The organism is Lewinella cohaerens DSM 23179, assembly GCF_000379805.1.
GTDB lineage: Bacteria > Bacteroidota > Bacteroidia > Chitinophagales > Saprospiraceae > Lewinella > Lewinella cohaerens.
On sequence record NZ_KB903553.1, the window covers coordinates 18,842 to 30,977 of the forward strand.

The window sequence follows — 12,136 nt, forward strand, 5'->3', positions numbered from 1 at the left end:
AAGCAGGATGTTATGTCAAAAATTAATAGTTTTCAAGATTTGGACTGCTGGAAGAATGCGCGAAAATTGGCTGTCGCTATTTATCAACTTAAAGGAGAAATAAATAAGGACTATGGTCTAAGAGATCAGCTACGAAGAGCCTCAATATCCATAATGAACAACATAGCCGAAGGTTATGGGAGGTTCTCAAATAAAGAAAAAATACGCTATTTAGAAATAGCTCAAAGTTCGACTAATGAAGTACAAAGTATGCTCTTTATCTTGGAAGACTTATCTTATTTAGAGTTAACCGAAACTCAACACTTGAGAGACTTGGCTACAACAACCCAAAAACAAACATGGGGCCTAATCAAGTATCTAAGAAACAATTGACCTAACCATCAACCTACAACAATCAACTTACAACCAAATAATATGACCCCCTGGCTTAATACCACCCCCAACCCCGACTTCTCCATCTACAACCTGCCTTTTGGCATATTCTCCACCGAAGAACTCAGCCCTCGGGCGGGTATCGCCATTGGGGATCAGATTGTTGACCTCTGCGAAATGGGGCAACAAGGCTACTTTGCCGACCTGGGATTTGACAGTTGGGTATTTGAACAGAAGACCCTCAATCGCTTCATTGGGTTAGGAAAAAAAACGACCAACAAGGTACGTATCAGGGTACAGGAATGGCTCTGCGACGAGGCCTCTCCGCTGGCCAAACATCCTGCTGGATTGGTCGCACAAAGTGATGTTCAGATGCACCTACCGGTGCGCGTGGGCGACTATACCGACTTTTATTCGAGTATCGAGCACGCCACTAATGTAGGTATGATGTTCCGTGACCCGGAAAATGCGCTGCTGCCTAACTGGAAGCACATTCCAGTAGGTTACCACGGGCGGGCTTCCTCTATTATTCCTTCGGGAATACCGATCCACCGCCCCAAGGGGCAACTGATGCCTAAAGGCGCCGACAAACCTGTCTACAAAGCCAGTGGTCGCCTTGATTTTGAATTAGAGATGGCCTTCATCATTGGCAAAGAAAATGAACTGGGAGAACCAGTGAGTACCTCCGAAGCCGAGGACTATATCTTCGGGATGGTGGTTTTCAATGATTGGTCAGCGAGAGATATCCAAAAATGGGAATACGTGCCACTAGGGCCTTTCCTAGGTAAAAACTTTGCGTCTTCGGCCTCTCCGTGGGTAGTGACGATGGAGGCACTTGCTCCATTTCGAGTACAAGGCCCGGCGCAAGATCCACCAGTACTTCCCTACCTCGAATACGAGGGACTGCACAATTACGACATTCACCTATCAGTAAGTATCGAAACCGAAGATGGTACAGATAATGTTGTGAGCCAATCGAACTACAAATACATGTATTGGAATATGCTTCAGCAACTGGCCCACCATACGGTCAATGGTTGTAACATGCGTATTGGCGATATGCTGGCTTCAGGTACCATTAGTGGTAAAGATGCCAGTGCTTATGGCTCTATGTTAGAGATTTCATGGTCGGGCAGTAAACCCATCACTTTGGCTGATGGCAGCACACGTACCTTTATTGAAGATAACGATACGGTGATCATGAAAGGCCACGCCGAGAAGGATGGTATGCGGGTAGGATTTGGTGAAGTAAGGACCAAGGTGTTGCCGGCGAAATAGGTTGCCCAACAAAAATAGGATAGAACGCGGATTAAACGGATTTACACGGTTTTAAACATAGAGAATCAATCATAAGTAATGAATAAAGGTATCACTACGATTATTCCCGGTGAAGTATCCACGGGCAGGTTACATGGTTTTTTGGTCTCGTCGGTAGCGCCGCGGCCGATTGCTTTTGCCAGTACGATTGATAAAGCAGGGAACGTCAACTTGAGTCCTTTCAGTTTTTTCAATGTTTTTGGGGCCAACCCTCCGATTATGATTTTCTCGCCAGCACGGCGCGTGCGGAACAATACGACCAAACATACGCTGGAGAACATTAAGGAAGTAGCCGAAGTGGTGATCAATATTGTGAACTACCCGATCGTTGAGCAGATGTCGCTGAGTAGTACCGAGTACGACAAAGGGGTCAATGAATTCATGAAGGCCGGCTTGACCGAAGTAGCTTCCGAAAAAGTAGGGCCACCCCGTGTAGGAGAAGCACCGGTAGCCATGGAGTGCGTGGTAGAGCAGGTCATAGAAACAGGCAAGGAAGGCGGTGCTGGCAATTTAGTTATCGCCAGAGTCGTGGCCATGCACATTCGCAACGAATACCTCAATGAGCAAGGAACGCTAGACACCCACAAGCTAGACCTGGTGGCCCGTATGGGCGAAAGCTGGTACTGCCGCGCCAGCGGTGATGCCCTTTTTGAGATTCCTAAACCGCTCCAAACCCTGGGTATTGGCGTAGATCAACTGCCGGAAAGCGTCCGCAATAGCAGCATCCTCACCGGCAACAACCTGGGCCGACTGGGAAATATAGAGCAGCTGCCAGATGATGCTACAGTAAAGGCTTTTGTGAATACTGATCCGGAAATGCAAAAACTACTCGTAGCAAAGGCCGGTTCACCTACAGATTTAGAAGAAGCCTTGCACCGCTACGCCCAAACCCTGTTGGCTGCTGACAAGGTAGAGGAAGCGCTGATGGTATTGCTTTGGAAGGAGGTATAATATAAACCACGGAATACACCGAACACACGGAAGGAGGTATAATATAAACCACGGAATATACCGAACACACGGAAGGAGGTATAATATAAACCACGGAATACACTGAACATACGGAAGAAGGTATAGGGTAAACCACGGAATACACTGAACACACGGAAGGAGGTATAGGGTAAACCGCGGAATACACGGAACACACGGAAGGAGGTATAATATAAACCACGGAATACACTGAACATACGGAAGGAGGTATAGGGTAGACCACGGAATACACTGAATAAATTAAGGATATGAATGGGCAAAATGAGTTATTGTATAAAGAGGAGAGTTATTTGATTCGGGGTGCTGTATATGAGGTCTACCGGGAAATGGGAGCTGGTTTTTTGGAGGCGGTGTATCAGGAATGCCTGGAAAGAGAGTTGCACAACCAGAACATCCCCTTTGTGTCACAGCCTACCTTGAATCTTTTTTACAAGCAGGAAAAGCTGATTACGACATATAGGCCGGATTTGATTTGTTATGACAAGATTATAGTAGAGTTGAAGGCCGTAAAGGAAATAGCAGATGAACACCGGGCTCAATTGCACAATTACTTGAAAGCAACTGGCTTGCGACTTGGATTTTTGGTGAATTTTGGTCACTACCCCAAAGCAACTATAGAGAGAATCATAAAATAACACCCCTCAGATAGTTGAATATTTCAGTGTATTCCGTGTCTTCCGTGGTTAAAAAGAGCATATACATTGAAGAGTTGAATGGTATACGAGGGATAGAAGCTGCTCCGTAGGGCAGAGTTTTATACCCTGCACGAAGAAGCAGCAAATAGCCCGGTGCGAGACGGCATGGCCCCAAAACAACTAAAGGGCAAGTACTCAAAAGGTTTTTTAAAATAAAAATGGAATCTACTGTCACATTAAGCCATTGACATAGATATAAGTGAGTAAACAAGCAAAAATTATTAACCACTTATATCAACAAACGATGACTAATACACAACTATTCACCCGCCTTTTGGCCTTATTACTGGTGACTACTAGCCTAGTAGCCTGTGACCCTGAAAATATTGACGATACTTCCTTCACACCGGTTTTTGATTGTCCCGATATTGATGCGAATATTGGCGATGATTGTATGACTGCTGCGGGAGTTGTAGGTACTGTAAATGCAGATTGCGAATGTGAGCTACCTACCAGCTATGACTGCCCCGACACCAATGCCAATATTGGTGATGAATGTGAGACACCAGCGGGGGATACTGGTACTATAAATGCAGATTGTGAGTGTGAACTATCCACCGGCTATGACTGCCCCGATATCAATGCTAATATTGGTGATGACTGTGAGACGCCAGCAGGAGGCACTGGCACCATAAATGCAGATTGTGAGTGTGAACTATCCACCAGCTATGACTGCCCCGATATCAATGCCAATATTGGTGATGATTGTATCACTGCTGCGGGGGATGTAGGTACTGTAAATGCAGATTGTGAGTGTGAACTACCTAACAGCTATGATTGCCCGGATCAGAATGGAAACATTGGCGATGCATGTTTTATCCAGGGTGGATTTTTTGGAATAATCAATGAGGATTGTGACTGTATCTTTGTCATCAACTATGATTGTCCGGATATCAATGCTAATATTGGCGATGAATGTGTGACTGCATCAGGTAATGTAGGTACTGTAAATGCAGATTGCGAATGTGAACTACCGGAAGTAGACTGTCCGGAGCTGGGCTTGAACATCGGCGACGATTGTTCAAATCCTATAATGGGAGCAGGCACCGTAAATGCAGATTGCGAATGCGAAGTAGCTACCGTAGACTGTCCGGAACTGGGCCTCAATATTGGAGACATTTGCCCATTGGATGACCACTTCGGTAGAGTAACCGCAGATTGTGAATGTGAGTACCAGTGTCCTGATTTACAACTTAACTTTGGTGACGATTGCATTAAGGCTGATGGAACAGTAGGATATGTGCTCCAAACTTGTGACTGTATATAAGCTTGGCGCATATTGGGAATATTATTCCTACTAAAATAACAGGTGGCTGCAACCAGGATTATGCTGGTTGCAGCCTTTACGATAAGGACTTAGTGTATGGAGTTGGGCATTCAACTGATAGAACGGTGTATAGCTAATGAGCGAGCCGCACAACGCCAGTTGTATGAGATACTGATGCCCTATTTGAACCTCATCTGTAAACGATATCTGAATCATACGGAGGAATTGCAGGATACGCTACAAGAGGTTTTTATTCTGATTTTCAAAAACATCCGACAGTTTGACGTCCAGCGAGCTAGTTTCAAAACGTGGGCGACCCAGATTGCGATCAACTGCTGCCTAAAAAACAATACGGTTTATCAAAGAAAGGGAACCCAAGAATTAATTGTTCCGCTACACGAAACACCTGTTGACCCCACCATCATAAAAACCCTTAGTGAACGTGATTTATTGAGGTGGTTGAAAAAAATGCCGGAACCGTATTTTCAGGTCTTCAACCTCTATGTCGTAGATGGCTTTTCGCACCGGGAGATTGCCGAGTTACTACAGATTGATGAATCCTTGTCGCGGCAACGGCTGACCCGGAGTAGGGCTTGGCTTAAGCAAAGACTACCGGAGCATTTGCAAACCCAATTACACCTCAACAAGCTTTAAATACTTCCGTTATGCATTACTTCGAAGAAGAATATCAAAAACGATTCAAAGAGGGCCAGTCTACTGATGGTGTAGCCCCTGACCAGCTTTGGGCCAATATCGAAAGTGCTTTGCCGCCAGAAGAAAAGCCCAAACGGAAGGCATGGTTATGGGTGAGTCTGGTGTTATTTTTGATCTTCGGAATACTTACGGGGGCGTACCATTTCTATTTTAATGATAAAAAAGACATTAACACCAACAGAGAGGTCGCTGTTATTCTTCGAGACGAAGCTATCAGCAACACAAACACCGTAAATACAGCGGCCTCTACTGCTGATGAGCAAGTGCATACCAATTCCTCACTAGATACTACTGGCCATAAAGCGGAAACCATTATTTCTTTAGCGGGAGATGATCTTGTATTGCCCCCACCTACAACGGAAGACATTGTAGTACTTAAAGGGAAACGAAACGGAAACTCAAACCCTACCACAGTACCGCATAAGAACAAGCTTATACCAACAGAAAACAACACGATTACCAATACCGTAGCCCCGGCAAATAAACACAAAGAAAAGGCATTGCCCATAACACTTGCAAAAACTACCTCTGGAATAAGTGCTGAAGAAAGTAATACGCTAGCTGTTGTTGCGAAGCTTGCTACTTCAATAAACAGCTTGGCGTTGCCACCTAGAAAAGTAGCATTGCCAGCGATTGTTTTGCCTGCGCCTGTTGTTGGTAGTACCAAGGCATTGCCACTAAGTCTGGAGTTCTTTACCGGTATCTCCTTTTGGGAAGAACGATCAACGGGAAATGATAGTCCTTTTGCCCAGCAGCTTGACGAAGTACACAAGTCGGAGGCGGGGCTTACTACGGCGCTGGAAATACGTTTGCCGGTATCATCATCCATTGACCTGATTAGTGGCTTCCACTACACGTATAGCCGGACTGTTTTTGAATATACCCGGAGCTGGGATACGATGATATACCGCAACAACATTCCTGGCGCAGATTTGATTAATGCGGTAGGACTTCGGGAAGTGAAGCATCATAACAGTATGCAAACACTAACCATTCCCCTCTTGGCAGGATGGAGCAGCCAAGGCCCAAAGCTGCAACTGGGCATCAATGCCGGAGTAGGATTGAACTTGATATTGGAGACCGCTGGTAGGTCACTTAATGCTTCGGGGGAGGTGTTCACCTATAGTGCTGCCAGTGCTCCCTACCCCGATGTTTACCTTTCCTATCACCTACAGCCGCATTTGAGTTATCCGCTAGGCCAGCAATTTCGGTTACATTTCCGGCCTGGAATCAGCTATCAGGCGCTGGGAGAATCAGAAATATATGGATTGAAGCGCAGCGCCTTGCGGACGGATTGGAGCCTGGGGGTGAGCTGGCGGAGGGAATAATGACGTAATATTGGTGGTGCGGAGTGCGGTGTCCGGAGTGCGAGGTGCGGGGTACGGTGAAATTTCCGACTTCTCACTTTCGATTTCCCTTTTTGGGTGCGAGGTATGGGCGACTATACTTATCTTGTGAGCAACCAAGGCAGGAGAAGATGACGAACAACAAAATGCTTGTAGAGGAACGAAGCCGCGATATTGGCAATTTTTTAGTGGGCCGGCTGCTTCCTTTTCGGCGCAAGCGCCAAGTCGGGCCATTTACCTTTATTGACCACATGGGGCCTTCAGTGATTGGGCCAGGAAACTACATTGATGTAGACCAACATCCGCATATAGGATTGTCTACGCTGACCTACCTGCTCGAAGGCGAAATGGAACATAAAGACAGTACCGGAGCGGAGCAATTGATCACACCTGGATCTGTGAATTTCATGACTTCGGGCTATGGCGTGGCCCATACAGAACGCACGCCACCGCACCAACGAGATGGTGGCTCCTACCCTATTCATGGTTACCAAGTGTGGGTAGCACTGCCCAAAGAAAAAGAGGAAATAGCTCCCAGTTTTGTGCATATCCCCAAGGCTGATTTGCCACAATGGGAAGATAAGGGTATGAAGCTGACCCTGGTTGCCGGAGAAGGTTTTGGGCGAAAATCTCCGCTGCCTGTCTACTCTCCTTTATTTATGCTGGATATCAAGACCGGCAAGTCTAACCATTTGGATATCAAAGGTCAGTTAAAGGGAGAAATTGCGATTGTAGTTGTAAAAGGGGAGGTTATCAGCGATGGGCAAAAGGTTGGTCAAGGGCAGATGCTGATTGCGAAAACGGAAGACGAATGTTGCCTGGACTTGGCCGCCGATACCCACTTATTGCTATTTGGTGGACAACCGTTGGAAGAAGAGCGTTTTCTGTACTGGAATTTTGTCTCCTCAAGTAAGGATCGCATTGAACAGGCAAAGGCCGACTGGCGGGCCAAAGAATTCCCGGCGGTACCAGGTGATGATACTTACATTGCGCTGCCAGAATAAGGTATTACTAACAATGTATAGTTCTCTAAGGCAGGATCTGTGAATGCTGATTTAGCAGGCTATAATTTCCAAAATGTTGCGTAACAGCATGGTTTTTGCCGTAAAGCGACTATTTTTTTCTACTGCTAAAACGATATTGATGTTAAACATTTTCGACTATGATCCTTCTTCCACAGCGCCTTTTTGACAGTCCACAAGTAAGTACGATTCTACGAGATGGTAATGTTTGCATTCTGCGAAAATCATTGACAGAAAACATTCTCAACCGAGAAGGTTATATCTCTAACCATGCTATTTCGATGGTGCTATCGGGCGAACAACAGCTACGCACTTATGAGGGCAAAGTGATCAAAGTACGTGCTAGAGAATTGGTATTTATCCCCCGAGGCGTTTACTATGTGACGGACTTATTGCCAGAGAAAGGTGGGAATTTTGAGAGTGTACTTTTCTATTTTAATGATGATACGATCAGGGAGTTTCTTACAAATACCACCGTCAAAGAAGTGACGCGGGAGAAAGTACCGGAATATCTAAAGTTTCCAATTACCGCGCCCCTCAAATCTTTTGTTGAAGCGACACTGCAAATTTATGAGCAGCATCGTCTACGCACCAAGGGGGTGTTGGAATTGAAAATACTGGAACTGCTCTTACTCCTTAATCATCAAAATGGAGATCAAACTTTCGCTAACTTTCTTTTCCGATTGACTTTGCCCAAGAAGCGTAACATCAAATCGTTCATGAAGGAGAACTATGACAAACCGCTAAAAGTCGAAGATTACGCATACCTGACAGGTCGCAGTATGAGTACCTTTCGACGAGACTTCAAGGCTTACTTTGAAACAACGCCGCAACAGTGGCTCAAAGAGCAACGGCTTGACAAAGCCTTACTATTACTGGGCAAGCAAGAAATGAGCGTGACAGAAGTGGCATACGAAGTAGGCTACGAAAACATCTCTTATTTCATTCGGGCCTTCAAAGACAAAGCTGGTTTATCTCCCAAACAGTACATGTTGGCTTTGCACAGAAACAACCTAAAACACTAATTGTGTTTCAATGATAAAAATGCACATTATTTGTGTTTTTATTTATTTTTTCTTACTTTTACCACTGAACAATATCGACCAGTTGTTCACCAATCAGCGGAACTACCCCTCACTGGTCTGTGAGGTGAAATCGGAGTTTTTTTTTAACACAATGCTGGCTCTACTCCTTCTGGAGTGGAGGTATAGAAGTGTGCCCTTGCCATAGAGGTAAGCGGTGCGTGGTGACCCGGATGGAACTTACTCCATAGAATGGGTGGGTTCCCGCCCTGGCGGGCGTGTACACAATTGAACAATCCATTATCCATCGCCTATCTCTCGCGGTCTTTGTATCCTTATCCTCCCAATATCTTCTGACGCCTCTGTACTACTTTTGCGTGATCTTGGCTAGATTAGCGCATCATCAATTCCGAAGTTTGTGGAATAATTAATCAATACTATAACAATGAAAATCACATTTATCGGCTTAGGGATTATGGGCAGCCGTATGGCAGCGAATCTTCTGAAAACAGGTACAGACTTAACGGTTTACAATCGGTCGAGCGAAGCCATGCAGACATTGGTAGCCCAAGGTGCTACTGCGGCAACCAGCATTACTGACGCGGTAAAAGATGCCGATATCGTTTTTAGTATGCTGTCTACCCCAGAAGTCGTGCAGGACTTGTTCTTTGGACCAGAGGGGGCTTTAGCAGCCATGCAACCCGAAGCTATCTGGGCAGACTGCACGACCGTTAACCCTTCTTTTAGTAGAGAAGCTGCGCTAGAAGCGCAGCAATATGGCATTCGCTTTGCGGATACGCCAGTAGCTGGTACCAAACCACAGGCTCAGAATGCTGAACTTGTTTTCTTCGCGGGAGGAGACAAAGCTACTTTAGCAACTATAGCGCCTTACTTGGAAACAATGGGAGCAAAAACGATTGCATTGGGAAGCACCGGTCAAGGAGCCTCTTTTAAGATGCTGGTCAATATCATGTTGGCACAATCAATGATTATTTTCTCAGAAGCAGTCATTCTTGGTGAAAAGATGGGACTTGACAAGGATTTCTTACTCGATACCTTGCCCAATCTTGCCGTAGCGGCTCCCTTCACTAAGTTCAAGGCTGAAATGGTGCGGCAGGATAATTATGAAGTACAATTTCCATTGGAATGGATGCAAAAAGACCTTCACCTTGCTGCACTTACAGCCTATGAACACCAGCAACCCTTGTATCTTGCCAATCTAGCCAAAGAGCTGTTTGCTGCGGCCAGTAAACAAGGGATGAGTCGACTTGATTTTGCGGCTATCCATCGTTATTTGGAAACCAATTAGTTGTGCTTTTCTAATGCTTCTATAAAAACATCAAAATCGCATGATAAAGTCCGTGAGATTGGTATTGGTATCCAAGTCAAGTTTTTTGCGAAGGCGATACCGACTAATCTCTACTCCTCTCACCGAAATATTCATTAGAGGAGCGATCTCCTTAGTGGTAAGGTTCATACGCAGGTAGGCGCAAAGCTTTTGGTCCTTCGGAGTCAATTCCGGGTAGGCTTCCCGCAAATTGCGTAAGAAATTTTCGTGCACTTGATCAAAGTAAGCTTCAAACTGTTCCCAGTTGCTATCGAGGCGAATATTGCCGTCGATGGTGTGGATGATTTTTTGCAGTTTTTTGCGGTTCTCTTCCGTACTTGCTTGTTTATGAACCTTCACCAGCTCTTTTTTTATCTTGAGCAGCACCTCTCCTTTTTGAACCAAGTGCATGGTTGCCGAAGCCAATTGTGAGGTTCGATGCTTGACATCCGACTGTAGGTTTTCGCTTCGAAGGCGGTCAATCTCTTCTTCAGATTTTTCCTTTTCCTGTTGAAACTCTGCCTCCTTTTTTGCCAGTGTTTTGGCTTGGTTAGCCTCTAATTCCTGGCGTTCCTTTTCTATCTTTTTAGAAAAATAAACGAAAACGCCTCCCAGTGCAAGCACCGCAAATAAGAAGTAGAAGGATTTTGCAAGCGAAGAAGCATACCAAGGAGGCAGTATTGTAAAGCGGTACACAACAGGATCACTGATCGTGCCGTAAGTATTTCTAGCTTGTACCTGGAATTCATAATCTCCGCTCTCAAGATTGGTATATTCTTTATCCGTACGCGCACTCCATTCCGACCAATTTTCTTCGTAACCTTTTAGCCAATAGCGGTAAGTCAATTGGTCAATTTGTTCGTAAAAAGGCGCCGCATAGGAGAAATGTAGTGCGTTGAGATGACTGGCAAGTTCATTTTCATCATCCACTGACACCTCTGGATAGGAGAGGCCTTCGCCAAAAAGCAAGGAATCCGTTCCTGAAATGGTCCGTACTTGGCGCAGTAGTACATTGAGCTGTAAATCTCGTTGTTTCCCTCTTTCTGGCGTATAAATTACAAAGCCTTTCTCTGTTGCGATAATAGTATTTTCTTCATCAACAGCGAAAACCTCCTCAAACCCATCCACCAATCCTTCTTGTAAATGGTTGAAAAAAAACTGATCAATTTCGGGCTGCTCAAGGAATCCCTTTTCCTGAATATCAAAATATCCAAATTCTTTATCGATTGAAAACCACAATCGTTCTTCTTCGTCTTGTAGCAGGCGTTGGATCTCTTGTTCGCCACCCAAGATTTTATTGAAGGCTTCATAGGGCTCAAAATGATCCTTTTCCGAGTCATAGCTATAAATCCCACGGAGCGTAGTAAATAAAACCTCTCCACCAATTTTGAGCACATTGATAGCGATGTTCCCCGNTAGGCCATCTTCTTCGCTAAAAAAACGTACATCTGCCCGCTGGTTATCGTCTTTGAGTTGAACTTTAAACAAGCCCTTATAGGCATGCGACACCCATATATTACCGTCCTTGTCTTGCTCCATTACCCGGGCCGACTCGTCAAAGCCTTCTATACGGTGCTTGTATTGCCAATTGGCCGAAGAGGCCTCATCCTCTCCTGTTTTTTCATAAAGAAATAAACCAGTATAACCTCCTTCTATAGCCAGAGATGTAGATTCAGCCAGTGGCATTAATTTCCATGCACCCTGAGGTGGAGAAATAGGATATACGCTCCCCTTTTTTAATTGAAAAGTACCCGCATGAGAATTTATAATGAACGATTCGCCCAGGCGATTCAATCCCCATATCTGGCCATTTACCCCATTAACTTTTCTCACATGATTGCGAATATTACTCTTGTAGAGCAAAGGCCAGTCAATACTAAAAAGCCCCTGATTGGTTCCCAGGTACAATTTCCCTTCATACAATTCAGCAGCGTAACCGGTACCTTGTAGTCCTATTTCATCGGCTATCCGGGCAAAAGGTTTACTAACCTCTACGTAGTCAATTCCATTATCCAGAGCCAGCCAATAATTATTCAACCTGTCTAGCGCAATAGCCAGCACTGT

Annotated in this window: 11 protein-coding genes; 10 read left to right on the top strand and 1 reads right to left on the bottom strand. The window is 45.1% G+C overall.

From position 1 onward, the window contains the following. Nucleotides 1-12 precede the first annotated feature (12 nt). The 10 genes from A3EU_RS0117690 (at nt 13) to A3EU_RS0117745 (ending at nt 10,054) form a co-directional block, all read left to right on the top strand. Nucleotides 13-372, top strand: a complete 360-nt coding sequence (locus A3EU_RS0117690; RefSeq protein ID WP_020537527.1) for a four helix bundle protein — start codon at nt 13-15, stop codon at nt 370-372. Between the two features lie 42 nt (nt 373-414). Next, on the top strand, nt 415-1,650 hold the full coding sequence (fahA, locus tag A3EU_RS0117695; protein WP_020537528.1) for a fumarylacetoacetase: 1,236 nt from the start codon (nt 415-417) through the stop codon (nt 1,648-1,650). A gap of 78 nt (nt 1,651-1,728) precedes the next feature. After that, a complete protein-coding gene (locus A3EU_RS0117700) occupies nt 1,729-2,640 on the top strand; it encodes a flavin reductase family protein (RefSeq protein WP_020537529.1) in 912 nt (303 codons plus the stop codon). 287 nt (nt 2,641-2,927) lie between these two features. Continuing rightward, a complete protein-coding gene (locus A3EU_RS0117705; RefSeq protein ID WP_020537530.1) occupies nt 2,928-3,314 on the top strand; it encodes a GxxExxY protein in 387 nt (128 codons plus the stop codon). Between the two features lie 304 nt (nt 3,315-3,618). Next, nucleotides 3,619-4,641, top strand: coding sequence for a hypothetical protein (locus A3EU_RS0117710; RefSeq protein WP_020537531.1), 1,023 nt, complete (start codon nt 3,619-3,621; stop codon nt 4,639-4,641). Between the two features lie 96 nt (nt 4,642-4,737). Beyond that, nucleotides 4,738-5,295: an RNA polymerase sigma factor gene (locus A3EU_RS0117715; RefSeq protein ID WP_020537532.1), complete on the top strand. Its 558-nt coding sequence runs from the start codon at nt 4,738-4,740 to the stop codon at nt 5,293-5,295. A gap of 11 nt (nt 5,296-5,306) precedes the next feature. Continuing rightward, a complete protein-coding gene (locus tag A3EU_RS0117720; RefSeq protein WP_020537533.1) occupies nt 5,307-6,683 on the top strand; it encodes a hypothetical protein in 1,377 nt (458 codons plus the stop codon). Nucleotides 6,684-6,832: 149 nt separating this feature from the next. Then, the gene (locus tag A3EU_RS0117725; RefSeq protein ID WP_020537534.1) at nt 6,833-7,705 is read left to right on the top strand and encodes a pirin family protein; all 873 of its coding nucleotides are present in this window, start codon (nt 6,833-6,835) and stop codon (nt 7,703-7,705) included. Between the two features lie 158 nt (nt 7,706-7,863). After that, nucleotides 7,864-8,748, top strand: a complete 885-nt coding sequence (locus A3EU_RS0117735) for a helix-turn-helix domain-containing protein (protein WP_020537536.1) — start codon at nt 7,864-7,866, stop codon at nt 8,746-8,748. A 442-nt stretch (nt 8,749-9,190) separates the two neighbouring features. Further along, on the top strand, nt 9,191-10,054 hold the full coding sequence (locus A3EU_RS0117745) for an NAD(P)-dependent oxidoreductase (RefSeq protein ID WP_020537538.1): 864 nt from the start codon (nt 9,191-9,193) through the stop codon (nt 10,052-10,054). Between the two features lie 30 nt (nt 10,055-10,084). Here A3EU_RS0117745 and A3EU_RS0117750 read toward each other — a convergent pair whose 3' ends face one another. Next, entirely contained in the window at nt 10,085-11,758 is a 1,674-nt protein-coding gene (locus A3EU_RS0117750) for a helix-turn-helix and ligand-binding sensor domain-containing protein (protein WP_425412705.1), read from the bottom strand. Nucleotides 11,759-12,136: the final 378 nt, after the last annotated feature.

What these genes read in the sequence shown, in the direction of transcription:
- A3EU_RS0117690 (WP_020537527.1), top strand. Translation starts at nt 13, where the DNA reads ATGTCAAAAATTAATAGTTTTCAAGATTTGGACTGCTGGAAGAATGCG.
- fahA (WP_020537528.1), top strand. Translation starts at nt 415, where the DNA reads ATGACCCCCTGGCTTAATACCACCCCCAACCCCGACTTCTCCATCTAC.
- A3EU_RS0117700 (WP_020537529.1), top strand. Translation starts at nt 1,729, where the DNA reads ATGAATAAAGGTATCACTACGATTATTCCCGGTGAAGTATCCACGGGC.
- A3EU_RS0117705 (WP_020537530.1), top strand. Translation starts at nt 2,928, where the DNA reads ATGAATGGGCAAAATGAGTTATTGTATAAAGAGGAGAGTTATTTGATT.
- A3EU_RS0117710 (WP_020537531.1), top strand. Translation starts at nt 3,619, where the DNA reads ATGACTAATACACAACTATTCACCCGCCTTTTGGCCTTATTACTGGTG.
- A3EU_RS0117715 (WP_020537532.1), top strand. Translation starts at nt 4,738, where the DNA reads ATGGAGTTGGGCATTCAACTGATAGAACGGTGTATAGCTAATGAGCGA.
- A3EU_RS0117720 (WP_020537533.1), top strand. Translation starts at nt 5,307, where the DNA reads ATGCATTACTTCGAAGAAGAATATCAAAAACGATTCAAAGAGGGCCAG.
- A3EU_RS0117725 (WP_020537534.1), top strand. Translation starts at nt 6,833, where the DNA reads ATGACGAACAACAAAATGCTTGTAGAGGAACGAAGCCGCGATATTGGC.
- A3EU_RS0117735 (WP_020537536.1), top strand. Translation starts at nt 7,864, where the DNA reads ATGATCCTTCTTCCACAGCGCCTTTTTGACAGTCCACAAGTAAGTACG.
- A3EU_RS0117745 (WP_020537538.1), top strand. Translation starts at nt 9,191, where the DNA reads ATGAAAATCACATTTATCGGCTTAGGGATTATGGGCAGCCGTATGGCA.